Raw genomic sequence first — 23166 nt, 5'->3', positions numbered from 1 at the left:
CGCCTCTCGGGCTGGTTCAAGCCCAACTCCCAAAACCCATTCTTCAACGCGGCAACGCAGCCGTGCTGACGGAGCCTTGCCTGGAGAATCCTCATGCAGCCCAAGTCCAACGTTCTGCCGTTCAACGCAGCAACCCGCTCCAAGCGCCTCGTAGCGGCTAAACCCACCCGGCTCACCTCCGTTTGCTACAAGGCAAGCGACAAGGCCCACACGAGCGTCGATTGGTATACCCCGCCTGCCATCGTCAGGGCGCTGGGGGGAAGGCGCGGCTTTGACCTCGATCCTTGCACGCCCGAAGACCCGTCGCGGCTGCCCGCACCCACGGCCAGCCGGATGATCCCGCCGAGCCAGGACGGCTTGGCTACGCCGTGGCCCAAGCAGGCATTCGTGTGGATGAATCCGCCTTACGGAAAAGGGATTGAGAAGTGGTTGAGCAAGCTGGCCAACCACCCCGGCGGCGGTATCGCCCTGGTGCCGGTCAACATGGAGACGGGATGGATGCACGACTGCGTGCTTTCCCACCCCAACGCGACGGCGATCCTGTTCACCCGTGGGAGGCTGAGGTTTGTGCGTCCCGACGGAACCACCGGCACGGCAGCGCCGTCGGGATCGTTGGTGGTGACTTACGGCAAGCGCGCCGCCGATCACCTTCAGCAAGCGCAGGCGAGCGGTGCGTTGCACGGGAAGTTCTTTGCCATCCAGCGGGTAGGGCAGGTGGCCACGGCGAACCAGGAGAGCTCCAATGGCTGATCGCTGGAACGTTGTTGTCTTGGGCCGCGCGACGGCCGAATTGGAAATCCGAATCGACGCGGACTCAGAGGCGGCAGCCTTGGAGATTCTGAACTCGATGGGAGTGGCTGACATTCATGCCGGTGGCTGGCGTACCGAGTTGGAGGAGATCTACGGCTTTGTGGAGGTCATCAGCCCCGATGGTTCCGAACGCGAAGATCTCAACTGGCCTTGTCCAACCATGCGCCACCACCTCAACTATTAGGAGGAGCCGATGGGAACTTACGAATTCGTCGTCCGGGGTGACTACTTGGTGAGCAAGGTGATTGAGGTCTTTGCCCAGACCCAGTCCGAGGCAATGGAGGCATTCGCGCGACTGTCCTTGGCGGAGTTGGATGCCATCGATTGGCACCATGGCGCCCTTACGATTGAAGAACACGTGGTGGTGACGGAGGTGGAAAGCGGGAGGGAGTTTCAGCATCCGTTCTTGACCGATCGCAAGCGCGAGCAACTGGAGTGTTTGGCCGAAAATGAGTAGGAACTTCCGGCTGCTGGTCTTCCACTAGCCAGCAGCGATCGAAGGCCAGCAGGAAGACCAGTAGTGCAAGGTCGTTGAATCCCAAGGGATTTCTGCGACTAAAAGTGCGCTGCTGGCTTGCTGGCTTTCGATTCAACTCCCCTGTGCAAATGCGTCCAAATCGCATGGAAAGTGTTGGTATCTCAAATTTCAAAACCGATTCTTTTTTGACCCAGCAGACCAGCGGAACGGTTTTCTATGAATGCAAAGCTTTTGGAATCAAGGGTTTGTAGCTGCTGGTCTTCCTGCTGGTCTTCTCTTTCTGCTGGCTAATGGAAGACCAGCAGGGAAGGGAAAGCCAGCAGAACAGGGCTTCCGGAAAAAGTGCGAGAGATTCCGCAGTTTTCGTGTTTAGTCAAAAACCGTGGGTTGCGGAAAGCTCCTGGAGTGGTTGAGTGGAAGTGTCCCCCATGTGGGACACACCAAACCTTTCACCTTCGGAGTTGCCACCGTGAACGCCGCCACCCATCCCTCGTCGCCGCCGACTTACAGCATCCGCGCCAGCGTGAAAAAGCACGTTCGGATCAAACGCCCCTTGGCCGAACGCCTTCGTCTCGCCGCGGCCGAAAACGAGATGACAGAGAGCGAGTTCATTCGCCGCGCCTTGGAAACCGCTCTCCCGCGCGCTGCCTGAGCAAGCCTGTCCCCCCACAACGACAAACCCCCACCGGCCAGGGCGAGGGTTTGAGAGGAGCCAACAACAATGTCTACAACCAATGTGTCCCCAAAAGGGAAGGCTGTCAACCCGACGACGGAAGAGCCAAGCAACATCGTGCCATTCGAAGCGTCGCGCTTCCTGGGTGCGGAAGCCTCCGCCCGCAAGGTCAACCTGGAGGCAGAGGAGCACAAGCAGCTCTACCGCCACTCGGTTGATCGAGAGGGCCAGCGCAAGCCACCGTCGCTCCCCATCCTGTTTGCCCGCCGCACCACCGAATGCGTCGATCGCTTGTGGGCGTGCCAAGCCACCAGCGGCACCGGCGAGATCGTACACCATTGGAACGGTACCTACTGGCAAGCGATCAGCGACGCGGAAGGTGTGGGTGTGGCATCCGATTGGATCGACCGCAACGCCGATTTCGCGGGCAGCCCCAAGCTCGCCAAGGACTGCTGGGACATGGCTTCCCTTCGGCTGCGCCAGAAAAACCCCATGCCAGCCCAAGCCAAGCGGGCCATCGTGCCGGTGGCAGACGGCTACGTGGACATCCTTCCCGGCGGTTTCCATGTGCTCGCTCCTGATCCCGCCTTGGGCATGACCCACGCGGTCAGGGTGGCCTGTGGTGGCAGGCAGGGCCATGCATACAAGCCCCAGCCTTTGCCGGCTGACTCGCGATTCGCCAAGTTCCTCCGCCAAGCCCACGACGACCCGCGCGTCATCGACCTGCTCCAGGAGCAGTGCGGCATGACCCTGTTGCCGGGTGTCTACAGCCAGGCCGCCTGGTGGCACGGCGTCGCAGGTTCTGGCAAATCCACCCTGGCGGAAATCGTGGAAGCGATGCACCGTCAGGTGGCCCGCTGCAACCTTGAAACTTTGGGCGACCGCTTCAGCCTGGAACCCATGATTGGCGCCAGCCTGATCCTGGTGGACGAAGTGGAGTGCGAGAAGTGGGCCGAAGGTCGGTTCAAGACGATGGTCTCTGGCAATGGCATTGGCATCGACCGGAAGAACCAGAAGCAGCTGGCGAGCTACCATTCCACGGCCAAGTGGATCATCACGTCCAATTCGGCCCCCTTCATCCGCGACAAGAGCAACGGGGTGTGGCGCCGCCTCACCGTCGTGCACTGGAAGAAGGCGGTACCGGTCAACCAGCACGACCCTGATCTGGTCAAGAACATCCTGGCAGAGGAAGGCCAGCTTGTGCTGGACTGGATGCTCGAAGGCGCCCGACGCATCGTGGCCCGTGGTAGGGCGTTGTCCGACACCGACGCCGACATGCCCGAAGCCGTGCGCGCAGCGAAGCTGGCCGCCCGCCATGGCAGCGACCAGGTCATGGCTTGGGCTCAAGCCGAGCGCGTGGTGCGCATTGAGACGGATGAGTGCACGCTTTCCATGCGGCAGGTCTACGAGAACTACAAAAACTGGGGCTACCGACAAGGGCTGGCGGACATCGATCTCCTCACCGGTCGCCAGTTCTGGCGAGGCTTGAAAGAGATGGGCCTGGACGACGGCGCCCGCTCGAACCGTCGCATCAATGGCAAACAGGAAGAATGCGTGCGCCTGCGAATCAACGGAGCAGCCACCGTCGGCGAGGCCTGTGGCGATCTGCCGTTGAGATCATCGGCGACCGTGACAGCACTGCGCGTGGCGCAGGAGCGCTCTCAGTCTTTGGAGCCTTGGGAAACCGATGTGACGCCCACCCTCGAACAGCAAGGGGCTCGGCAGGAAGAGATAGAGCGTCGATTCGACCGCTTGAGCGCTCAGCAGCAGGCGGCTGAGATGGGAGCTCTCCATGCCGATGCGTTGAGGGAGGAGGCAGGGCGCACCAGAGCCAAGGCAATCCAACTCCAGCTGCAGGAACGTATCAATGAACTGGAGATTCGTGCGCTGTTCGGTGAGCCGTTGGCGGGCCGAGAAAGCAGCGAAACCCAAGGTGGCGGAAAGGTGGGAGATGGGGATGCGCGCCAACGGCGGTCGTAAAGGCGGGGCCAAATCCGTGTTCCCATCTTCCGTATCAGCTCTAGCCAATGGATTGGTCGGTGACGCTAACGGTCCAGCCCGGACTTGCCAAATCCGTATCCTGTCGCATGCTGAAACCATGACCCCTTCCGATGCCTTTGTAGACGACAGCATGGACCGCCAGGACTCCCTGGCGGCGTCCCCCCGTTTCACCGTGCAACGAACCCCCGAGGGCATCCGCGTGCAGCTCCAGGAGGGCGACGGGGGCCCCGGCACCGCTTTGACCATCGAACGGGCCTTGGCTTTGCTGGAGAACCTGTTGGAGCAGGGACGCGCCGTCACCATTCACGATTGAAGTTTCCAGCCTAACCCCCTTGGCGTTGCCGACAGGCGCCTTTCCTTGCCTTCCAGGAGAGCCTGCCCGTGTCCGATGCCACCCCCAACGAAAGCTTCCTTCAGCGCCATTCCCGCGACGTCGTCGAGCGCTTGATCCGCCAGATGGAGGAGGGCACCGGTCCCTTTCTCGAACCCTGGGACGCCCGCGTGGACCTCGGGTTGCCCATGAACCCCACGACTGGCAAGAGCTACCGGGGCGGAAACCTGCTCCACCTGTGGGCCCTTCAGAGCGCCTGGGACACCCAGGACAACCGGTGGATGACTTACAAGCAAGCCGCGGCCGTGGGCGCTCAGGTGCGCAAGGGCGAGAAGGCCAGCGTGATTGAGTATTGGGATTGGTCGCGGGTGGAGGAGGCCAAGAAGAGCGGGGACCCCGACCTCATCGCCAAGGCCCACCCCAAGGTCTTCTTCCCACGCGTGTTCAACGCGATGCAGATCGATGGGTTGCCGGCACTGGTCCTGCCAGCCGCGCGCCCAGAGCCCGACATTCACCAGGCCTGCGAAGCGGTGCTGAGAGACAGCGGAGCCGAGATCCACCACGACGGGGGCAACCAAGCGTTCTACCGTCCGATGACCGACAGCATCCACTTGCCCCAGCGCAACACCTTTCACTCGGCCAGCGGCTACTACGCCACCGCGTTGCACGAACTGGGCCACTGGACCGGCTTTCCCACCCGCCTCAACCGCGATCAGAAAGGGGCTTTTGGGAGCATCGACTACGCCAAGGAAGAACTGGTCGCGGAGGTGTCATCCATGCTGATGGGCGAACGCCTGGGCATTGGCCACGATCCCACCCAGCACGCGGCTTACGTGAAGTCGTGGATCCAAATCCTCCGGGACGATCCCCGGGAGCTCTTCCGAGCCGCGGCGGCGGCCGAGCGGGTGGTGGAGTTCCTGAAGGTGCCCGAGTTGGTTCGAGAGCCGCTCCAGAAGGTTGAGCAGCAGCGGCAGTCCGTGGCGGCCAATCTGCATGAGATCGAAAAACATGCCGCCAACGACCGGTCTCGATCGCGCTTCAAGGCAAGAGGGGCGCGCCTGAACTTGGCAGTTTGATTCGTGAACAAGCGACTGAACGCGCACCCGCCTGTCGGGAGGCAGCAGGGTGCGCGACAGTGGCTGACAAATTCTGGTTATTTATTCTTCGACAGCACGTCCATGCGCAGGAGCATCTGCTTGAGAACGTCGATGACGGAAACCTCGTCAGCATCCTTGGCCGGAGCCAGGGCAAGTGCCCAGTTGCGGACCGATGGGCTCAAGTCCTCTCCCAGTTCCACCACCAAGTCCTGAAGGTCGTCTAACGGCAGATAGGCCGTCGCAGCCAAGATATCATCGAGCTTTCCCGACAGGTCTTCTTCGTGTGCCTTCCGAAGTTCTCTCGCGGTGGCTCCGCGCTTTCTAAGCTCGGCGGCGTGCTCCACCTTGATCTCTTCAATCTTTGCTTTCGCTGATTTGCTCTTCTTGCGAACGGCGCCGCGAACAATGTCACGCACCAGCTTGGCGTCGTGCGTGTCTGTAAGGCTGGCAATGAGTGTGTCACTTTTAACGCGTGCCGGTCGGTAGACGCGGACCTTGCTGACCTCATCCCCCAGCACTCGCTGCGTCCACTTTTCCATCGTCTCCTTTGCCTTCTTTTGACCGGTTAGAGGCGACGGAACGTTCTTGAGGCGTGGTTTACCTTCGAAGTCCACCAGCAGGCCATAAGTCTTGAGGATGCGGTGGCTGTAGGTTGTGTCGGACATCCAATTTCCCCCTGTGAGTGATCCTGCAATTTTGCCAGTTCCGTAGACGGTTTGGCAGGTTGAGGGAGAGCGTTCCCACATCATCACAGGTTGAATGTCGATCAGGAACATTGCACGACAGGAGAGCTTGCCGGTTTCAGATTCCTTGCCAGACGCGGAGGGGCGAGAGAGAAAGGGGAAGAAATGGCCAGTCTGATCTACGTGCAGTAACAGAAATTCCGATCCGTGTGCTATCGAGCATGCGCGAACCCATCGTGCATCCCAACGTGTAGGCGCGGACTGCACCGCACTCCGCCGGCTGCTAGCCCTGCATGAACGGCCTCAGTGCGCTCGGGTTTGAGCGTCACGCCGCACTCTGGCTGCGCCAGCGGGGCATTGAGGTCAACGTGGCCTTTTGGTCCAAGGGCTTGAGCCACAAGTTGGTAAGAGCGGCCACCAAGGTTGCTAGCTTGGATGGCCACTTGCAGACATTGACGAAGCCTGCGCGACGTAGAGGGAAACCGCTTGTGGCAGTGGGCCAGGCAGAGCGGTTACTTCTTGGATGCCATGCGCTGGTAGAGCTTGTAGACGCCGAACATCGCCGCACCACCCGCAATTGGTGCAGCCGCGACCACCCCCAGTCCAGCAAGCATGCCACCGCCCACAACGCTCCCGACGGTTGCCAAGCCGGAGGTCACGGCGGCTGCACCGGCGGTCCCGGCCGCTGCACCACTGGTTACGCCGAGGATCGCAGAAGTTGCGCCAGCGACGGCTCCGCCGCCGGTCGAAATCGCGGCACCTGCGGCCGATGAACTCTTCTTCCTTGCCATACATTTCCCTGTTGGTTTTGAGTTGTGGGCAGAATCATCGCCTGAGCATCAATCTCTGTCCATATGCTTCATTTTGTCGCTTTTCCGTCAATTTAATGACGCGGACTGCAGTCTGTGTAACCGCGCTCCGAAGCCCCCCCCCCTTGCGCATTCCCAGAATCGATCTATGCATAGGTGAACCTACTCACGAAATGGAGGTGCACCTTGAAACCCATCGTTCTGGCCCTTGCATTGGCGTTGTCTGCTCCGGCCGCCTTTGCCGCCGATTCCACCTCCGCTCGCCGTTACGGTTCGTCCGAGGCCCTATCCGTCCAGGACGCCCGACTGGGCGAGGTCCTGATGGTTCGCACGGTTCAACTGACGTCCGACCAGCGTCTGAACGCCGGCTCCGCCATCGGGTCGGCCGTTGGTTATGGGGCTGCTAACCAGGTCAAGAACCGGGAATACCGCAATGCAGCCCGGGTGACCGGTGGCGTCATCGGTGCGGCTGCCGGAACCGCGGTTCACAAGGGCCTCAGCGGCCGGCGTGCGGTGGAGATCTACGTGCGCGATCTGTCCGATCGCCGCCAGCGCGTCCTCGCGGTGGTCCAAGACGCCGATGTGGATGTGCGCGAAGGTGATCGGGTCTTCTTGGTGGGGAAGGGTAAGAAGACCCGGGTGGTGCCGCTTGATGCTTCGCCGGTGCGCATTGGCGATTATTCGTGCGGAAGCCCTTGTGCCATTGGCATCAATGCCCGGTCGGACAACAACAGCGCTCGCGTGCGCGTGGGGCCGTAAGGATGCACAAAAGCGAACGCGTTGGTGGAGGCGTGTATTGCGAAGGCACGGCTTGCGGGCTTCTGGTTGAGCTCATGAAGCGGCCATCCGTTGCCCACCGCCGCTCCGAAGTCGCCCGGATGGTCCGAGAGGGACACGGCCGCGCCGCCATCGCCCAAGCCCTGGGCGTTCCATCGCCCGTGGTGAGCGCCGATCTGGCCCACCTGGGGTTGCGTCAAAAGCCCCGGCGCCCACTGGCTGACCAACACGCTCTGGTGGTGCGCCTCCTGGAGCAGGGGAACAACGGCCCTGCAATTGCCAAGCGCCTGGGCGTGACCCGACAGGCAGTCCACGCTTACCTGCAGGCCCATGGCCTGCTCCCAACCCAGAGGAGGATCCCATGACCGTTATTCTGGTGGTCGTGCTGTTTGAGCTCGCCATGTTTGCGATCACCTTCGGAATCGCGTGGCTGTGCGCGTCCAAAGCCCGCAGCGCACGCAGGGGCTGGGAGGCGTTCCAAGCCGGCCAAGAGGACGCCCCATCCGTGGTTGCGTTGATGTGGCATTTGGCCGTGTTCTACGCGTGCTTGGCACTGCTGGCTTACCAGCTACAGCACGTGGTGAGCCAAGTCTGGTTGGATCCTTCCAACCTATACCTGTCATCCACGCTGGCTCTTGTCGTTTATTCGATCGCATGCGGGCTGCTTCACGGCAGCGGGCTGGCGCGGAGGCGGGCATGAGAACGAGTCACGGTCGGTTGCGCCCAGACCCCGTCGACGCCCGCCCACGCCAGGATGGGCTGTTCCAAGGCGAAGACACAGGCGAAGAGATTCACGAAGAGCGTGACCCGTTGCTTCAAGCGCTTTACACCGAATCGCTCCATGCCCGCGGGGACGTGGACGCTGTCGATCGCTTGCTGGATGCCCACCGAGAGGCGCTTGGGGAGCCCGAGCAAGTCGCCTATGCCCGTCAGCAAGACGAACGCCATGATCGGACGTTGCCATTGCCGAGCGGTGGCCTGCCGTTGAGGCCGTCCACGGAGCGCTACCTAGAGGAGCATCGGTCATGGAACCCGCCGACCGCCAAAGAGGCCGCCATCGCACGTTCCAGGGGTCCCACCATGGTGCTCGAAGGGAAGGCATGGCGCGCTGAAGACGACGTTGCCGAGGTTACGGTGGAGGCTCCCAAGGACGACCCGTGGCAGCGGATGCGTTGAGTTCGTGTCTCAGCTGGAGAGACAGTTGGGCACCATCATTGCTGCTAGGAACACGGTGTTCCCTTCGGCTATCCTGCCCAGGGTATCCATCACTGGTATTGCTAACAACAGGGGGCGTTATGGCAAGCGTGACAGTAAGGACGCGGGATGAGCTGGAAGCGGCCAAGAATGCAAAGGCGCAGCAGATTGTGGTTGTGGGCAAGTTGGCAGACGACCTGAAGAAGACGCGCAAGTTCGCCAAGCTTGGTGCCGTCGGTGTTGCAGCAATCGTTGCTGCAGTTGGGCTCGCTCCAGTAACGGCTGGGCTCAGCACGCTCAGCCTGGGGGCGGTCGCGACAGTCACTGGAGTCGAGATCATCGGCATCATCACCGCCGCAAGCCTTGGTCTCTCTTTGATCCTCGCAATCTACAAAGGCTACGATGTGGAATACGAGGCTGGCGGAAAGGTCATTTTCAAGCGCAAGGAAGGAAAGTGATGCCCGGCTTCGTTCCAGGGGCGCCTTACCTTTTTGTTTGCGAGAAGTGCAGTCATCACTTTCAGCGGAAGATCAACTTGGGGCTCTTCTGTCCGGCATGCAAGTCGCTGTCCGTGAAGCCTCGTTTGGTCTGTAAGTAGTGCTCGTTGGCCGCCAGAAAGTTGGCGGCCACTTCCAATGACCGGTCGAATCGGGTTTAACATCGCGGTCTCAGGTGCCCCGTAACCCTTTTGCTTCAAAGCGCTCCAGTATCGCCGTCACGGCTTCTGCGGCACGGTCCGGTGACGCATCTATGCGTTCCAAGCCCGTCATGGCGACGGGCAACGGCGCATTCGGATCGGTCGTGGCCACCACGGCCAGGACTCTTCCTCGGATGGTGTCTTCCACCGTGGTCCATTCGTCGGCGAGACGCTGGGGTTTATCGGTGAGAAGGACCACCATGACGGGGCCGGGTGTCAGCAGGCGGTTGGAGCGTCCCCGAAGTGCTGCGCTGTTGTGGACATGGATGGCCCGGCGGTGCCCATCTTCGGTCAGTTGGACCAGGACGCTGTGGCAGCTCGGCGCGCCCATCTCGTTGCAAACGATGTGGATGCGACCCTTGGCCCATTCCTGAAAGCCCACTGAGGAGGGCGCCAACTCATCGCTGGTAAAACAAGCCTCCACGAACCGTCGGCCTGCGAGGCTCAGTCCTTTCTCTTCGATCAGGCCCCAGCGTTCAAAGGTCTGGCGATTGATGCTGCTTTTCGACTGCAGTCCAAGGAATTCTTTTGGGTCCAGGTTACCCCCGCCGGTGCCAGGAAACACGTGGTGACGCTCGGTGATTAAAGCGCGTCGCAGAAGATCGACCTGGCCAAACGACAGGTCGCTCAGCGCCTTAATGAAGTGGCGCTTGAGATGGCCTGCGGTTTTGCCGGTAGCGATTGAACAGGCAAGGCGGCCATAGACGGTGGCCTTCTCGGCCTCGATGTCCATCTCCAATGCCCGCAGCATGGCCAGAAAATCTTCCGAGGTCATGGCCTCCGCGTTCTCGGGGAACACCTGACCCTCAAGCGCGGCACGGGTGAACTCCCGGTAGCGCTCCTCAGTGCGCTTGGCAAGCCAGGCGGCGATGAATTTTGGGCCCTTCGAAAGAAGGGCGAACGGACCGGAGATTTCCTCCAGGGGGGCAAGGTCAGGGTAGTCCATCGGGGTCTCGTGACGGTTTGCGGGTCCAGGTAGCTCATCCTCAAGCCTTCAAGCCCGTTCTTCAATCCTCCGGTTGAATTCCCCATTGGCAACGCGCGTGAGCTCGAACAGGTTGAGCGCTGGGAGCGCTGCAAGGCTAGTCTGCGCGCGAAGGTCGAGCATCCGTTCCGGGTGATCAAGCGGCAGTTCGGCTACACCAAGGTGCGCTATCTCGGCTTGATCAAGAACACGGCACAGGTGCTCACCCTGTTCGCGCTGTCCAACCTGTGGATGGTGCGCCGGAAGCTGTTGGCGGCACAGGGGTAACTCCGTCTTGAGGTGCCCGCAAGGGCACTTCGAGAGCGGAAAACATGGCAGTCCGCCGCGTCTGAAGGCCCAGGATGACTCCGGCGCTGAAAACCCACGACTCAGTGTGAATTGATCAGACCATCCCTATTTCTACTTTTGGCCGCTGCTAAAAATGGGGGGATTACCCGACGAGCTCCGCCAGGCCGCTTTTGACGAGCATTGGGACGACGAGACAAATTAAGATGAGTGGAAGGAGGACGCCCGCATCGACAGCGGCAAGACTACGAGGCCTTCCTGACGGCCGCGACCGAGTATCCGCTCCACTTCGCTGTTGCATGCGGCGATGCAGAATGGGCCGGTGACCTGCTCAAGGCTGGACGCACGCCTCAGGATCCCGATTTAGAAGGAACAACGCCCACGGATCTTCTGGGGCGGCCAGGTAATGATCAATCCGATCAGGTCATTCGTGCCCACAACCGATCCAAGCTTTTTGACGAGCTCCTTCCCGCTGCCAATGCTTGGAAGCCACCGGAAGGCGGATTTGGGGCCGACGCCAAACGTCAAGTCGGTGCGGCCATGAAAGCCCAGGGTGAGGAAAGGGAAGCCAGAAGCCTCGAATCCGACAACGGTTTTGACATGGAAAAAGAAAGGCGGCAAGAGCCGTCTTCTTCTATTTAATTCCCTTGCGAGGTTCTGATTTTCTGCTAATGGTGGGAGGTCAAAATACTATTGTGGAGGTGTGGGTTGAATATTTCGAATCTCAAAGACGTTCTTCTGAAGCAAATCGGGCTTACCAAAATCCCCGCTGATGTGAACGCAAGGGATGAAGATTGGCTGGATCAAACGCCACTTCATGATGCGCATCACCCGCGCGAAGTTCGGAGGCTGTTGGATGCTGGGGCTGACATCGAAGCGAGGGATGGCCTTGGAAATACGCCGCTTCATTCTGTGACAAGCGAGGGAGCCGTGATTGAACTGATCAAGGCCGGGGCAGACATCAATGCGCAGAATAACCAAGGGGAAACACCGCTTTTTAACGCGAGAGGGCAAGGGGATGCCAGGGCGTTGATTGCGGCCGGGGCAGACATTCATGCGCGCGATAACCGAGGGAAAACGCCCCTTTTCGGAGCGAGCGAAGGGGCTTTAAGGGAGCTCGTGAAGGCTGGCGCTGACATCAACGCTCGCGACACCCAAGGGAACACCCCGTTGTTTGGCGCACACAACGACAGTCTCAAAGCGTTGCTGAAGGCGGGAGCGGATGTCAGCGCGAGGAATAATGAAGGGCAAACCCCTCTCTTCCGAGCAACCGGGCAGACGGAGGCCCGCGCCTTGATTGCGGCCGGGGCAGACATCCTAGCCCGGGATAACCGAGGGCGAACCCCTCTCTTCGAGGCGAACACGGGCGCGCTTAAGGAACTTCTGAAAGCAGGCCTTGATCCCGCGGCGAGCGATGACCAGGGGAATCAACCGCTGCATATAGCCAGGGACCCCGAGGCGGTGGCCTTGCTCACCCGTGCAGGCGCAGACGTCATTGCACGGCGAATGGACGGCCAGGCGCCGATCCACCGTGCGATTTTTCCAGAGACGATTGAAGCGCTCGCCAAGGCAGGGGCGGATATGAACGCCCAAGACAACAACGGGAATACCTCTCTTCATGCGGGCCGCGATGCCACTGTCTGGAGTGCGCTGATTGAGGCGGGCGCAGATCCCCACATCCAAAACCAAAAGGGCGAAGCGCCGATCAACAGCGGCAAGCCATTTTTCAACGACTTGCGGGCTCAAGAGAGGGCCAAGCTCCTGGTCAGCCTGCTCCCGCCCGCCAACGCTTGGAAGCCACCGGAAGGCGGGTTTGGGGTCGATGCCAAACGCCAGGTTGGTGCGGCCATGAAGGCCCACGGGCAGGACAGCCAAACCCAGGAAGCCCCTCGCTTGCGAGCGCGCTTCTAAGCCCAAGGGAAAGGCGGCGAAAGCCGCCTTTTTCTTTTCTAGATCCCGTTGCGCAAACCAAACCTTTTGTTATGGGTAGTGCAACCCATTCATGAAAGGAGGCCTCATGCGCGTCTTGGTTCTTTCTCTGGCCCTTGTCGGCCTGCTCCCACTGACCGCCTCCGCCGCAGACACCACGCCCGCCCGTCGCTAATCCCGCGCCGGTGGAGAAAGCAAGTGAAGCGAGCCAACGACATTCGGGCCCAATACCAGCTGGCCATGGACGATGAGGGCATCCTCTTGGCCGCCTCGCACATCTTGGAGCGTCGCCTGCAGCGCCACGAGGCCATCACCGACCCCTCCAGTGCCAGCAACTACCTCACTGCCCGCTGCGCGCACCTGGATCACGAAGTGTTTGGCACGGTGTTCCTGGACGCCCGCCACCGCATCCTTGCCACCGAGCACCTCTTTCAAGGCACCATCGATGGGTGCGAAGTCCATCCCCGCATCGTCGCCAAGAAGGCGTTGGACCACAACGCCGCCGCGGTCATCTTCTTTCACAACCACCCCAGCGGAAACCCCGAGCCCAGCGCTGCCGACCGCGCCATCACCGACCGCCTCAAGCAGGCCCTTGCCCTTTTCGACATTCGAGTGCTGGATCACCTTGTGATCGCGGGCACCTCGCACGTGTCGATGGCTTCACGAGGGTGGGTGTGACCACCCCCTTTAAAGCAAAGACCTGCGGCGGAAGCCGCCGGCGGCCGCTGCGCGCCGGCATCTGAAAAAGCATCCGCATGGATGGAAAGCACCAACGCCTTCGGCGCGATAAGTGATGTTAGGAAAAACTGCGGCCTTAGCGCCGCATTTTTTGCTTTTAGTCAAGATTTTGTCCACTAAGGCCGTGGACAAATTTCCAGGGCGATCTACCTTGAATTAAGGGGTAGGCAATGCCGCCGACCAAGCCAAGAGGTGTCACATGAGCGCAACCGTCACAACCAACGAAACCAAGATGATCGCGTTGGGATTGAATCCCGGCTTGATTGAAAATTATGCAGCGGTCTCCTTGGAGCCCGTCAGCTTTGAAGAGGACGACAGCCTGGGCTGGGCGACCACTTGGACCGCGGTTCATGCCGTCGAGCTCCACAACGGCGGGAAGGTCAACACTTACGGACGATCCTTCCACGTCCCCCAAGCCAAGCCCGGTTACAAACACCTGCTCAAGTGCTGGCGAGAAGAGCAGGGGCGGCGCGCAGAACTGGCTAATGATGGGTGACGTGACTCCTCCGATGAACGGTTATTGGGGAGACGGAGAGCTCGGAAAGAGTGAGAGGGCATCCGTGCTTCACGGCATCCATTTCGTCAGTCCCTCGGTGGGTGGCCCGCTCTTCAATACGGTGTGGCTTCCCACGCTTGCCGACTTGCGGGCGCTGCTCACTGACGCCGACCTTTGCAAAGCAGCCGAAACCGAGGTGAGGGCGTTCATTGACACGTTCGTGGACCCGTTGCCCCCTGAGCTCGACGAGGTCATTCACCAGCCATCGATAAAACAGATTTCCAGCTTGCCGGATGATTGCGGGATCGGCGTGGGCGTTTTTGTGACTGACGCGTTTGCGTTCGTCCTTCAGCGGATGATTCAGGAGGCAATGGCTCAGCACCGTGCGCGTGAGCTGGATGGGTTATGGAGACAGTCAGCGGCCGGTGGCAAACGAGCCAGGCTCTGACCGCTGGCTCAATGCCCACCCTTGCGCGTTTTCAGATTCGAGGTATCGGTAAGGGGATGGCCCATTCTGGGGCTACTCATCCCCACTCAATCCCTCTCAAGGAGACGATACCCATGACACGCAAGACCTTCCTTCGCGCCCTTCTGCCCATCGCCCTGGCTTCGCTTGCAGTGCCCGCGTTCGCCGCCGACACCACCGCGGACCTGACGATTCAGGGCACCTTGACCAACACCTGCCAGCTGTCCGTGACCTCCATCGAAGGCACGGACTGGTCGGGCATCTCCGAAGCTGCCGCCCGCACCTCCGGGCTGAGCATCGTGTGCAACGCGGGCACGACTTACTCCATTTCGCCGGGCCAGGGGCAGAACTTCGGCCTGCTGTCCGGGTATGGGACCTATCGGGCTGTGACCAACGGCGCCGGGGCTTACATCCCCTACGGTTTCTTCAAGGACCCGCAGGGAAGCCAAGTATGGGGGGATGACACCGACGCGTTCACCGGCGTTGGCGACGGCACCGTCCAGAGCTACAACTACGCGGTGCGCTTCCTGGCCCTCAAGCAGGCCGTGGGCGGCAACTACACCGACACGGTCACCGTCACCGCCACTTACAACTGATCCCCATCGGTTGTCCCGACGCCCCCGGCTTGCCCCGGGGGCTTTTTGTTGCCGAAAAGATGAGTAGGTATGGGTTGACGGAATGGTATTCCGATCTAGTTTGAATGGAGACGCCCCTAAAGGAGACCCCATGACCCATTCCCAACGTTTTTTGGCCGTGGCCGCCGCGTCCTTGCTGTCCTTTTCGGCGTCCGCCGGTTCCATCTCCGTCGGCCCCACCACCCTGATGGCCGATACCTCGGCCAAGCACGTCGCCGTGACCCTGCACAACAGCGGCGACGCGTCGGTGCGTTACCAGGTGAAAGCCGTGGGGTGGGATCAGGCCACAGGGCAGAACGTGTTTTCACCCACCACGGATATCGTGGGGGCGCCCACCTTCGTGGACGTCCCGCCCCAATCCAAGCGCACCGCCCGGTTGATGAGGGTGGGCGCGCTGGGCGAGCGGCGCTACTACCGCGTCCTGCTAATGCAGCTCAGGGCTCCCAACGTCCAAGGCGTCCAGTTGCTGGTCAACCAGGACTTGCCCGTGGCCTTTGAGGTCGCCAACGCGCCTGTCCCCCAGGTGACCGTCCAGGCGGTGCCCAAGGGCTACCGGCTGACCAACCACGGCCAGACCGCCGCCCGCGTGTCGTCCATCGGCCCGGCTGGTGGCAAGCCGTGGCGCGAGGGTGCGTTGGGTTGGACCCTGCCGGGGGCCTCAATGACCTACGAGGCCCAGCCCGGGCAGCGCGCTGAAAACCTTTCAATCACCGTCAACGGCCAGCCCGTCACCGTCCCTGTGGGGCGGTGATCCATGCGTGGCCACGCCTTGGCGTTGTTGTTGCTGGCTGCATCGTCGGCCAGCGCAGCGGTGCCCGAAGGCGTGGCACCCGCGTTCCTGGTGCCGGTGATCGGCGGCAAGGCCAAGGCGGATCCGCTCACGTTCTGGCAGCAAGGCGGTCAGTGGTTCGCCGAGCCGGCCACGTGGCGCGAGGTCGGACTCCAGCTTCCACCGGGTCAAACGGATCCGATGAGCGCCCAGGCGCTGGGCGTGGGCTTTGCCGTGGACGAGGCCAGCGCCACGGTCGCTCTGGACTTGCCGGCAGACCGGCTCAAAGCCCAGCGCGTGGCCCGTGTCCGCGCCGAGCGCGGCCCCATCGCGCCGCCCGCTCCCGGGGTGCTGGTGAACTACAGCGTGGCGGGCATGGTGTCCGAGCAACAGCAGGCGCTCTCCTTGGGGCACGAAGTCCGCAAGGCGGGCCGTTGGGGCGTTGTCAGCACCAGCGGGCAGGTCAACACCGACGCGTCGGGCACCGGCTACGTTCGCGGCGTGACGCGCTGGCAGAAAGACGATCCCAACCGCTTGGTGACTTACCAGGCCGGCGATGTGTTCGCTGGTCCGTCGTCCTCTCCGGTCAACCTGGCTGGGATGCGCGTGGCCAAGGACCCGCGGGCGTTGGACCCGTTGACGCCCACCTATCCCGTCCCGATGCTCGGTGGCGTGGCGCTCGATCCGGCCACGGTGGAAGTCCTGGCCAACCGCGCCCGTGTGCTGCAGGGCCAGGTGGGGAAGGGGCCGTTCACGGCCGATGGCAGCGCCTTGGGCACCGGTGCGCAGCAAACCCGAGTGGTGGTGCGAGACCCTTACGGCCGCGAAACCGTGGTGAGCGATCAGCGTTTCTACGTCGCCCCCACGTTGCTCCGCAAAGGGCTCACCACCTGGGAAGTCGCCGCCGGCCGTGTGCGCCAAGGGGAGAGCGATTATGGAGCGTTGGGCGCGACCGGGGCGGTGGCTTGGGGCCTCAATGACCGGTGGAGCCTGCGCGGCACCGCCCAAACCTCATCGAACGGTAAGGCCAACGTGGCGTTGGGGGCCACCACGGTGCTTGGCACCTACGGCACGCTGGATCTGGAAGTGGGCACGTCAACCCAAGGCGGCCAACGGCAGGCCATGGCTTACGACTACCGCGGCCCGGGGTTTGGCGTGCGCCTGGAGCACGAGCGCCAACAGGACTACTGGCGCCTGCGCGCCTCCAATGCGGTGGAGGTGGAGCAGCGCACCCGAGGCTCGGTCTTCTGGCGGCCCACGCCCCAGTGGTCCCTTCGGGCCAGCTATTCGGACGTGCGCACGCCACGCTTTCGCACCGCTTACGCCGACGCCGGGCTGACTTGGCGTGGCTACGGGCACACCGTGGCCGTCTCCGCGTTGCGCGATCTGGAGCGCAAGGAAACCCGGGTGGAGGTGGGCTACAGCTACGATTTCGGCCGGGGCAAGGGCGTGAGCGTTAGGGCCCGGCAAGCCCCCGATGCCACCGCTTGGGCCGTCCAAGGACGCGCCCGTCCCACGGTGTTGGGAACCCCTGTCGGCTTGTCTGCTTCGGTGGACGAGGGAGCGGCTGGCCAGACCGCCCGGGCCAACGCCAACTGGACCACCCGGGCAGGGTGGGCCCAGATCAACGCCGAGCACGGGCCCAGCGGCACCTGGGCTTCCGGTTCGATGGCCGGTGCCGTCCACCTGGACCGCCAGGGCGTGACGTTCCTAGGTCCGGCCGAATCCTTCGCCGTGGTGGACGTGCCCGGCCAAGCCGGGGTGCCGGTGAGGGTGGGCGGCAGATTGGTGGGGAAGACCAACGCCCAAGGCCGCCTGGTGGTGGGCGAGGTGACCCCGATGGTGCCCACGGAGGTCCGCGTAGACGATCGGGCGCTGCCACTGGGCACCCAATTGGCCGAGATCGAGCAAGCCGCCACCGCTGGCCGCCAAGCCGGCATGCACCTTACCTTCCCGGTCCTGACCGAGGCCGCGCGCACCTTCCGCCTCACTGGCTCGGCCATCGAAGCGGGCACGGTGGCCAAGACGGCGACCGAGACCACCCAGGTGGGCTATGACGGGGTGCTCTACCTGAAGCAGCCGCGCCCCGGCCAGACGGTGGAGGTGGAAGGGGTCTGCAAGGCCACGTTGCCCAGCAACTTGGGCAACGCGACGGTCGCTCTCGATCTGGATTGCAAGTAGAAATTTGTCAGGACGGCGTGCTAGCACTCCAGCGGTGATCGTTTCGGACCCCATCGGGCAATGGCCGAATCGATGGTGTGTATTTTCCAGACACGGCCGTTGCTTTGAGGGAATCGGACCAGCGCCACAGATCAATGAGGTCGCCGACGGTGCGCTCGGAAATGTCAGCGTCCGTTTCCCCCATTTCCTCTGAGTGCTTGTCCAGTCGTGACTGGATTCGTTTGAGGATCTCCAGCGCGTCTGCATACAGAACACTGCCTTGATAGCCCACGGAGTTGAAGGCCGTCTGGAGCTGGTGCAGCCGGCGATTGATCTTGTGGCCCTCTTCCTCAAGCTTTGCTAAGCAAGAGGCGGCGGCGACCCGTCCATCCTTTGGAGCTGGCTTGGTGAGTCTATGCTCCTGAAGAAGCCGTTCGTAATTTGCGTAACCGTTGATGGCGCCTTCAATGGCTTGGGTGATCTCACCCAAGATAGGCGCGATGAAGACTTTGGCTTCGGTGCGCTTTCGGCGCTCCTGCCAATTCGCGAGCCATGCACCAGCTCCAACTGCAAGGAACGAACCTACGGCCGGGCCGACAATGACGTTGGCAAGCTCTGGAACCTTGCTGTGTTGTGCTCCCATGAGAATACCTGCAATCAATGCAGTGACGACCAAGACGATCGCCCAAGGATTGATGGACAGCCATTCGGGCAAGCTGATCTTCTGCGAGTCTGTGTCATGAGCCATGCGGTTCCCCTTAATTTCCGTTTGAGAGCCTGCGCGTTGTCATCCCCTGCGCAGTTTTTACTACTCTAACCTCACTCGACCCCAAGCCGGGCGAGAGGCAGGTGCTCCAAGAGGTGTCGAGACAGGGGGGGGGGGGCAAGGCGAGGCCACTGTCTCAGGGGCTGAGAGGGGGCTCATATGCTGCTTATGAACAATGCTTGGGCCAACAAGCCGTGTCCTCTGGTGGTTTGGAGGTCGTGCGTAGCGATTGCCTGGTTCGCATGACGGCTCATCTACCGTGTGACTGCCGCCAGGAGGCTCATCACCTCCGGAGCACTACTGTCCCTGGTCCATGGATCTGAATCTGAAGGCTGGAAAGGGTAGTATCGCCGAAAGTATTGTTGTGATAAATGATTGATATGCTGGGCAACGGTAGACCTTCGGGGCTAACCAGGCTTCGTCGCTCGTCTTGCTGAAGGGCTCCTGCTGGTGGTGGACTACAACGGCGGGGACTGATCTACGGCTGGCCGGAAAATGGGAGGGCGCCTGGTCGGACAGTTGTGGGCCGAGCGCAGCGACGGGCGGGCCGTCTGCCTCATCGCGCAGTTGAGGGATGAAAACAACAGCAGCCTTACCGATCAGCTGCAGCGATCGGTAAGTAATCAGGATAACAGGGGGCAATGGAATGGCTGTCTACATCTCAAGTTTGGATGTTCTGAATTTTAGATCATGTGTTTCCACAAGCTTGCAGCTGACCAGCTTTACACCGCTGGTTGGGTTGAATAATTGCGGGAAGAGCAATTGTCTTACCGCGCTCCAATGGCTCGTGCGTAAGGCAAAGCTTGGTGTGGAAGATTTCCACGAGCCGACCCTGCCGGTGCAAGTGATGGGAACACTGCGTGGGATCACCGAGGCTGATCTGGCGGTCCTGGAGCAAAAGCACCGAAAGAAGATTGAAGGACACGTTCGGGACGGGGCGCTGATGGTTCGTCGCGAACAGCAGGTGCCTGGGGGCGACACCGAACTGACCGTGATGAATCCCGACACAGGCGACTGGGAGCCGAACCCTACGGGCATCGATAACGCCATCTCAGCACTCTTTCCAGATCCTATTCGCATCGGAGCAATGGAGAATGCTGAGGAGGACGCCAGTAAGGCCAAGACGACGACCACGATCGGCAAGCTGCTGGCCTCGATGCTTGCCGCTATCCAAGAGCAGCACGAGGAGGCCTTGACCCCGCACTTGGCAGCCATCCTAGGAATGATCTCTGCAGAAGGTGGGGATCGTTTTAAAGAGTTGGGTCGCATCGACGATTCAATCAATCGTAAGATTTCGGATCTTTTTCCTGGTATCCACATCAAGCTGGATTTCCCAGTGCCGGTCTTCAATGACCTCATTAAGGCGGGAACTGTCAAAGTTTACGAAGGGGAGGGGCGTGGACGTGCCTTCGGGTCATACGGCCATGGCGCGCAGCGCGCCATCCAGATGGCCATGGTCCGGCATCTGGCGGATCTCAAGCGTGGAGCAGCGGCTGCGGGCGGAGTAACGCTACTGCTGGTGGACGAGCCGGAACTCTTCATGCACCCCTTTGCAGTGGAGCAGGTGCGTGAAGCCTTGCGTGCGTTGTCAGAGGCTGGATATCAGGTCGTGTTCTCAACCCACTCTGCTCAGATGATCTTGGCCAAGGACGCGAAGAACGCTCTGCTAATGACGAAAAAGCATCCGGAGGGAACCAAAGCCCGTCCGCGCATGCAATCCGTCGTAGAACAATTGGTGGACAATCCCACGCATCAACTCCAGCAGCTATTCAGCCTGACAAATTCGTCTCAGATATTGTTTGCCGACAAAGTCGTGCTCACAGAAGGGAAGACCGAACTCCGGCTGTTGCCATCCATCTTCCAGTTGGTGGCGGGCAAAACCATGGGGCAGTCATCGTTGGCAATTGTTGCGATGAGTGGGGTCTCGGATACTCGTAAGTCAATGGAAGTTTTGTCTGCCCTAGGGTTGCCTGCGTGTGCCATCGTGGACTTGGATTTCGCTTTCCGCCAAGCAACAAAGCATGGTTTCCTGCAGGCGGATGATCCCGATGTTGCTGCGTGCAAGAACGTTCTCGCGAGGATGGCAGGCGCGGGCGTCGTGACTTTAGACGGAGCGTTGCCTTGCAAGGGGATTCAAGGGCCGGCTTCGAAGGCATTCGAGTTGCTTGCGGCCGATGACCAAGCAAAGCCCCACATCGCTGCTTTAATACAGAAACTGCGTGCTCAAGGCCTTTGGTTGTGGGGCGCTGGTGCCATTGAGCCTCACCTTGGGATTTCGGAGAAGTCGGAACACGCCTGGCTATCTCTCCAAGTCCGATTGGAGAGCGAGCCACTGGAAGATTGCTGCTCGGACGCAGATGGCATTCGATCCTTGATCGAATGGCTGGATGCCCCGCCTGCGGTTCAGCCGGCATGAGCGGCCGCGAGTGGAGCGCCTATCAGCTGGTGGATTCCGAACGGGAGCTCCGCGTCTCGGAGCATCGGTTCTACGTTGAGCAGGCCAAGACCCGCCTTCTGTCTCAGTTCGCCAACATTGAGGCGGAGGCCGATCAAGCGGAATCCGAGCACTGGGAGCGCAGCGGTCAGTCCTTCGACCCTGACTGGCACGACCCTGGCGATCTAGCGGACGCTGCGCGCGATCACGGCGTCGAGTTCTACCAGCTTCTAAGTGAGATGCATGATCGAACCCGCCTCAGTGTGGTGGCTGGCATGTATCACCATTGGGACAAGACATTTCGACGCTTCCTCGTTCGTGAGTTTAGGTGGCCCAAGTTGGTGATCGGCGACAACACGCGGCGCGCTCTTTGGAAGCTGGATAGCGCGAAGCTGGAGAGGTTGCTTGAAGCCATCGGCTTGGACCTTTCTGCTCTCGCCTGTTACCCACGCATTGATGCCATGCGGTTGGTCGTCAATGTGTTCAAGCACGGGGAGGGGAAGTCATTGGACGATCTCCAGCTGCGCTACCCGGAGTTCTTGCGAGCAAGTTCTCACGGATGGAACTTGTTCGACGACACCGACATGGAGGTGTCGGATGTTCACGTCGATGACTTTGCTGCGTCTATTGAACTGTTCTGGCGTGAATTGCCGGCTACCGTAAAGTTCGACGAGGCAAACCTAGATGTTCCAGACGATTTTGCAAAGGCCTGGAACAAAGACCTTGAGGCGCAGAAGGTATCTCGCTTTGTCAAACAGCACGACATTTAACCGGTGTTGTCTCTTTGAGTAGCCCGGGTGAGCGCTTGGTTCCATCGAAATAGTGAAATGGTGGAATCGAAGCGCTCGTGGCTCAGGGCGGAAGTCGGGGCTGGGGCGGCGGCGTTAGGTGCTCCGGAGCGCGATGTTCTAACGAAACTTTTCGTAGATGAGCTTTCCCGACCGTTCGAGCCCCGCATGGAGGATCGGGGTTTCCTCGGGGCCATGGTAGAACTCCAAGTCAACCGGGATGGGCAGTCGTTGCGCTAGTTCGGCCTCCCAGTGCTCGGAGTATCGGCTGAAGGTCGCGAACCCATCGCTAAAGTCGACTCCTGGTGCCGCTGAAAGATCAAGCTCCACCGCGATGTCAATGTCGCTGTCGGGGCGATGATCGCCTCTTAGCCGGCTCCCGAACAAGTGGATCTTCGCGATGATAGGTTCTTGGCGAGCCCATTTCAGCAGCACTGCTTCGATCACTTCTAGGTCCATTGCAACTCCAATGTCAGATCAGCTGTCCAGCTGGGGCGGACTTTATCATCCTATGATGCGTGCTCTTGGATCTGCTGCCGCGCGCACAGCAGCTTACCGGTCGGCCGGTGTCTGCCGGCGACAAGCTATTCGGTCTTCAGGTAAAGCATGGGCGTCCCATCTCCCCCACGGGCCTACCCCCGATCTAAGCGTGCCATAGTTCAGCAGGTGAAGCGGGCACTCGGCCACGTCCAGTGCGGCGGCGGCCCACTCGTCATCATCGCCCAAATGCGGCTCCTCCTTGCCCCCGTGGAAGAGGTTGTTGCGCACGCGGCGTGCCGCTTCGATCAAAGCGCGGGCATTGGATTGATGAAGGGGCAGGCGCTGGAAGACAGCGTGGTTGAGGCCGTTGATCACCGCCACCTCCTGGACCATCGGGCGATCACGTGGAGGTGTGAGGATTTGCTCGCGCGTGCTGTCCGACACCCGATCGAAGAAGAGTGGATCGTCCAGCCGTGACACCGCCTCATCCACCGCAGGCCAGTTCACCTGGGCCATTCGGTAGGGACCGGCCCGAAGAAAGCCTGGGTCGCTCTTGAGGCGAAACTCCAACTGCGCGAACGCCCGCAGCAGGTCGAACGCGAGGGGATCAGAGACGGGCATGGGTGCCTTCAAGGTCGGTGGAGGATGCGGGCTTCTGAATCTGTCGGCCAGAGGCCGCACATTC

The 23166-nt window shown here is 61.1% G+C and carries 27 protein-coding genes and 1 pseudogene; 21 read left to right on the top strand and 7 right to left on the bottom strand.

Features of this window, described 5'->3' with window-relative positions; genetic code table 11:
• Positions 1-93: 93 nt before the first annotated feature.
• The 7 genes from ACZK2V_RS14715 to ACZK2V_RS14685 all read left to right on the top strand — a co-directional run bounded on the left by ACZK2V_RS14715 (position 94) and on the right by ACZK2V_RS14685 (position 5369).
• Complete coding sequence (locus ACZK2V_RS14715; protein WP_049400621.1) at positions 94-750, top strand: DNA N-6-adenine-methyltransferase; 657 nt, start codon at positions 94-96, stop codon at positions 748-750.
• Positions 743-994, top strand: a complete 252-nt coding sequence (locus ACZK2V_RS14710; RefSeq protein ID WP_006375905.1) for a hypothetical protein — start codon at positions 743-745, stop codon at positions 992-994. Before ACZK2V_RS14715 ends, ACZK2V_RS14710 begins: the two co-directional genes overlap by 8 nt.
• 9 nt (positions 995-1003) lie before the next feature.
• Entirely contained in the window at positions 1004-1267 is a 264-nt protein-coding gene (locus ACZK2V_RS14705) for a hypothetical protein (protein WP_006375902.1), read from the top strand.
• A gap of 490 nt (positions 1268-1757) precedes the next feature.
• Entirely contained in the window at positions 1758-1940 is a 183-nt protein-coding gene (locus ACZK2V_RS14700) for a ribbon-helix-helix protein, CopG family (protein ID WP_141098938.1), read from the top strand.
• A 69-nt stretch (positions 1941-2009) separates the two neighbouring features.
• Positions 2010-3941: a DNA primase family protein gene (locus ACZK2V_RS14695; protein WP_164171073.1), complete on the top strand. Its 1932-nt coding sequence runs from the start codon at positions 2010-2012 to the stop codon at positions 3939-3941.
• A 118-nt stretch (positions 3942-4059) separates the two neighbouring features.
• Positions 4060-4275 (top strand): hypothetical protein, encoded by a 216-nt coding sequence (locus ACZK2V_RS14690; RefSeq protein ID WP_024956732.1) that lies wholly within the window; start codon positions 4060-4062, stop codon positions 4273-4275.
• Between the two features lie 68 nt (positions 4276-4343).
• Positions 4344-5369 (top strand): ArdC family protein, encoded by a 1026-nt coding sequence (locus ACZK2V_RS14685; protein ID WP_164171071.1) that lies wholly within the window; start codon positions 4344-4346, stop codon positions 5367-5369.
• A 77-nt stretch (positions 5370-5446) separates the two neighbouring features.
• Here the strand turns inward: ACZK2V_RS14685 and ACZK2V_RS14680 are convergent, their stop codons facing one another.
• Positions 5447-6166, bottom strand: coding sequence for a hypothetical protein (locus tag ACZK2V_RS14680; RefSeq protein ID WP_024956731.1), 720 nt, complete (start codon positions 6164-6166; stop codon positions 5447-5449).
• A gap of 419 nt (positions 6167-6585) precedes the next feature.
• Positions 6586-6864 carry a hypothetical protein gene (locus ACZK2V_RS14675; RefSeq protein ID WP_006375898.1) on the bottom strand — a complete coding sequence of 93 codons (279 nt, stop codon included), beginning with the start codon at positions 6862-6864 and terminating at the stop codon, positions 6586-6588.
• Between the two features lie 204 nt (positions 6865-7068).
• Between ACZK2V_RS14675 and ACZK2V_RS14670 the strand changes: the two genes are divergently transcribed.
• Together ACZK2V_RS14670 and ACZK2V_RS14665 are read left to right on the top strand one after the other, a co-directional pair.
• Positions 7069-7641, top strand: coding sequence for an outer membrane lipoprotein (locus ACZK2V_RS14670; protein WP_486322538.1), 573 nt, complete (start codon positions 7069-7071; stop codon positions 7639-7641).
• A 379-nt stretch (positions 7642-8020) separates the two neighbouring features.
• The gene (locus ACZK2V_RS14665) at positions 8021-8359 is read left to right on the top strand and encodes a hypothetical protein (protein ID WP_032971199.1); all 339 of its coding nucleotides are present in this window, start codon (positions 8021-8023) and stop codon (positions 8357-8359) included.
• On the opposite strand, the gene ACZK2V_RS14660 is transcribed toward ACZK2V_RS14665, so the two are convergent.
• On the bottom strand, positions 8326-8607 hold the full coding sequence (locus tag ACZK2V_RS14660) for a hypothetical protein (protein WP_061478953.1): 282 nt from the start codon (positions 8605-8607) through the stop codon (positions 8326-8328). The genes ACZK2V_RS14665 and ACZK2V_RS14660 overlap by 34 nt on opposite strands.
• A 347-nt stretch (positions 8608-8954) precedes the next feature.
• Here ACZK2V_RS14660 and ACZK2V_RS14655 point away from each other — a divergent pair, with 347 nt between their 5' ends.
• On the top strand, positions 8955-9311 hold the full coding sequence (locus ACZK2V_RS14655; protein ID WP_006375896.1) for a hypothetical protein: 357 nt from the start codon (positions 8955-8957) through the stop codon (positions 9309-9311).
• A 210-nt stretch (positions 9312-9521) separates the two neighbouring features.
• On the opposite strand, the gene ACZK2V_RS14650 is transcribed toward ACZK2V_RS14655, so the two are convergent.
• Positions 9522-10496 (bottom strand): hypothetical protein, encoded by a 975-nt coding sequence (locus ACZK2V_RS14650; RefSeq protein ID WP_006375894.1) that lies wholly within the window; start codon positions 10494-10496, stop codon positions 9522-9524.
• A gap of 84 nt (positions 10497-10580) precedes the next feature.
• Between ACZK2V_RS14650 and ACZK2V_RS14645 the strand changes: the two are divergent.
• The 9 genes and pseudogenes from ACZK2V_RS14645 to ACZK2V_RS14605 all read left to right on the top strand — a co-directional run.
• Positions 10581-10802, top strand: a pseudogene (locus tag ACZK2V_RS14645) (transposase); the annotation flags it as partial.
• Positions 10803-11030: 228 nt separating this feature from the next.
• Complete coding sequence (locus tag ACZK2V_RS14640; protein ID WP_125892011.1) at positions 11031-11462, top strand: hypothetical protein; 432 nt, start codon at positions 11031-11033, stop codon at positions 11460-11462.
• Between the two features lie 66 nt (positions 11463-11528).
• Positions 11529-12731, top strand: a complete 1203-nt coding sequence (locus ACZK2V_RS14635) for an ankyrin repeat domain-containing protein (RefSeq protein ID WP_164171070.1) — start codon at positions 11529-11531, stop codon at positions 12729-12731.
• Positions 12732-12947: 216 nt separating this feature from the next.
• Positions 12948-13427, top strand: a complete 480-nt coding sequence (locus tag ACZK2V_RS14630) for a JAB domain-containing protein (RefSeq protein WP_061478952.1) — start codon at positions 12948-12950, stop codon at positions 13425-13427.
• A gap of 259 nt (positions 13428-13686) precedes the next feature.
• Positions 13687-13983, top strand: a complete 297-nt coding sequence (locus ACZK2V_RS14625; protein ID WP_049403041.1) for a hypothetical protein — start codon at positions 13687-13689, stop codon at positions 13981-13983.
• Positions 13976-14431, top strand: coding sequence for a hypothetical protein (locus ACZK2V_RS14620; protein WP_125892007.1), 456 nt, complete (start codon positions 13976-13978; stop codon positions 14429-14431). The genes ACZK2V_RS14625 and ACZK2V_RS14620 overlap by 8 nt, the downstream gene beginning before the upstream one ends.
• Positions 14432-14544: 113 nt before the next feature.
• Entirely contained in the window at positions 14545-15045 is a 501-nt protein-coding gene (locus tag ACZK2V_RS14615; RefSeq protein WP_164171068.1) for a Csu type fimbrial protein, read from the top strand.
• A 130-nt stretch (positions 15046-15175) separates the two neighbouring features.
• Positions 15176-15835 carry a fimbrial biogenesis chaperone gene (locus tag ACZK2V_RS14610; RefSeq protein ID WP_061478950.1) on the top strand — a complete coding sequence of 220 codons (660 nt, stop codon included), beginning with the start codon at positions 15176-15178 and terminating at the stop codon, positions 15833-15835.
• Positions 15836-15838: 3 nt separating this feature from the next.
• On the top strand, positions 15839-18034 hold the full coding sequence (locus ACZK2V_RS14605) for a fimbria/pilus outer membrane usher protein (RefSeq protein ID WP_061478949.1): 2196 nt from the start codon (positions 15839-15841) through the stop codon (positions 18032-18034).
• A 7-nt stretch (positions 18035-18041) separates the two neighbouring features.
• Here ACZK2V_RS14605 and ACZK2V_RS14600 read toward each other — a convergent pair whose 3' ends face one another.
• The gene (locus tag ACZK2V_RS14600; protein ID WP_049430732.1) at positions 18042-18761 is read right to left on the bottom strand and encodes a hypothetical protein; all 720 of its coding nucleotides are present in this window, start codon (positions 18759-18761) and stop codon (positions 18042-18044) included.
• Positions 18762-19425: 664 nt separating this feature from the next.
• Here ACZK2V_RS14600 and ACZK2V_RS14595 point away from each other — a divergent pair.
• The gene (locus ACZK2V_RS14595) at positions 19426-21195 is read left to right on the top strand and encodes an ATP-dependent nuclease (RefSeq protein ID WP_082783310.1); all 1770 of its coding nucleotides are present in this window, start codon (positions 19426-19428) and stop codon (positions 21193-21195) included.
• Entirely contained in the window at positions 21192-21983 is a 792-nt protein-coding gene (locus tag ACZK2V_RS14590; RefSeq protein WP_046272134.1) for a hypothetical protein, read from the top strand. Before ACZK2V_RS14595 ends, ACZK2V_RS14590 begins: the two co-directional genes overlap by 4 nt.
• A 138-nt stretch (positions 21984-22121) precedes the next feature.
• On the opposite strand, the gene ACZK2V_RS14585 is transcribed toward ACZK2V_RS14590, so the two are convergent.
• Both ACZK2V_RS14585 and ACZK2V_RS14580 read right to left on the bottom strand, forming a co-directional pair.
• Positions 22122-22460, bottom strand: a complete 339-nt coding sequence (locus tag ACZK2V_RS14585; protein WP_046272133.1) for a nucleotidyltransferase domain-containing protein — start codon at positions 22458-22460, stop codon at positions 22122-22124.
• Between the two features lie 93 nt (positions 22461-22553).
• Complete coding sequence (locus ACZK2V_RS14580) at positions 22554-23102, bottom strand: hypothetical protein (RefSeq protein WP_061478947.1); 549 nt, start codon at positions 23100-23102, stop codon at positions 22554-22556.
• Positions 23103-23166: the final 64 nt, after the last annotated feature.

It is taken from the genome of Stenotrophomonas sp. 93052_Sma, assembly GCF_056481145.1.
Note: the sequence above shows the minus strand (reverse complement) of the source record. Positions and strands in the feature narration are given on the sequence as shown.

Excerpts from the sequence above, each read along its gene's own strand:
- ACZK2V_RS14675 (WP_006375898.1), bottom strand. The coding sequence starts at position 6,864 with ATGGCAAGGAAGAAGAGTTCATCGGCCGCAGGTGCCGCGATTTCGACC.
- ACZK2V_RS14615 (WP_164171068.1), top strand. The coding sequence starts at position 14,545 with ATGACACGCAAGACCTTCCTTCGCGCCCTTCTGCCCATCGCCCTGGCT.
- ACZK2V_RS14605 (WP_061478949.1), top strand. The coding sequence starts at position 15,839 with ATGCGTGGCCACGCCTTGGCGTTGTTGTTGCTGGCTGCATCGTCGGCC.
- ACZK2V_RS14680 (WP_024956731.1), bottom strand. The coding sequence starts at position 6,166 with ATGTTCCTGATCGACATTCAACCTGTGATGATGTGGGAACGCTCTCCC.
- ACZK2V_RS14580 (WP_061478947.1), bottom strand. The coding sequence starts at position 23,102 with ATGCCCGTCTCTGATCCCCTCGCGTTCGACCTGCTGCGGGCGTTCGCG.
- ACZK2V_RS14690 (WP_024956732.1), top strand. The coding sequence starts at position 4,060 with ATGACCCCTTCCGATGCCTTTGTAGACGACAGCATGGACCGCCAGGAC.
- ACZK2V_RS14610 (WP_061478950.1), top strand. The coding sequence starts at position 15,176 with ATGACCCATTCCCAACGTTTTTTGGCCGTGGCCGCCGCGTCCTTGCTG.
- ACZK2V_RS14590 (WP_046272134.1), top strand. The coding sequence starts at position 21,192 with ATGAGCGGCCGCGAGTGGAGCGCCTATCAGCTGGTGGATTCCGAACGG.
- ACZK2V_RS14660 (WP_061478953.1), bottom strand. The coding sequence starts at position 8,607 with ATGGCGTTCGTCTTGCTGACGGGCATAGGCGACTTGCTCGGGCTCCCC.
- ACZK2V_RS14655 (WP_006375896.1), top strand. The coding sequence starts at position 8,955 with ATGGCAAGCGTGACAGTAAGGACGCGGGATGAGCTGGAAGCGGCCAAG.
- ACZK2V_RS14710 (WP_006375905.1), top strand. The coding sequence starts at position 743 with ATGGCTGATCGCTGGAACGTTGTTGTCTTGGGCCGCGCGACGGCCGAA.
- ACZK2V_RS14705 (WP_006375902.1), top strand. The coding sequence starts at position 1,004 with ATGGGAACTTACGAATTCGTCGTCCGGGGTGACTACTTGGTGAGCAAG.
- ACZK2V_RS14715 (WP_049400621.1), top strand. The coding sequence starts at position 94 with ATGCAGCCCAAGTCCAACGTTCTGCCGTTCAACGCAGCAACCCGCTCC.
- ACZK2V_RS14695 (WP_164171073.1), top strand. The coding sequence starts at position 2,010 with ATGTCTACAACCAATGTGTCCCCAAAAGGGAAGGCTGTCAACCCGACG.
- ACZK2V_RS14585 (WP_046272133.1), bottom strand. The coding sequence starts at position 22,460 with ATGGACCTAGAAGTGATCGAAGCAGTGCTGCTGAAATGGGCTCGCCAA.
- ACZK2V_RS14625 (WP_049403041.1), top strand. The coding sequence starts at position 13,687 with ATGAGCGCAACCGTCACAACCAACGAAACCAAGATGATCGCGTTGGGA.
- ACZK2V_RS14665 (WP_032971199.1), top strand. The coding sequence starts at position 8,021 with ATGACCGTTATTCTGGTGGTCGTGCTGTTTGAGCTCGCCATGTTTGCG.
- ACZK2V_RS14600 (WP_049430732.1), bottom strand. The coding sequence starts at position 18,761 with ATGGCTCATGACACAGACTCGCAGAAGATCAGCTTGCCCGAATGGCTG.
- ACZK2V_RS14650 (WP_006375894.1), bottom strand. The coding sequence starts at position 10,496 with ATGGACTACCCTGACCTTGCCCCCCTGGAGGAAATCTCCGGTCCGTTC.
- ACZK2V_RS14595 (WP_082783310.1), top strand. The coding sequence starts at position 19,426 with ATGGCTGTCTACATCTCAAGTTTGGATGTTCTGAATTTTAGATCATGT.
- ACZK2V_RS14620 (WP_125892007.1), top strand. The coding sequence starts at position 13,976 with ATGGGTGACGTGACTCCTCCGATGAACGGTTATTGGGGAGACGGAGAG.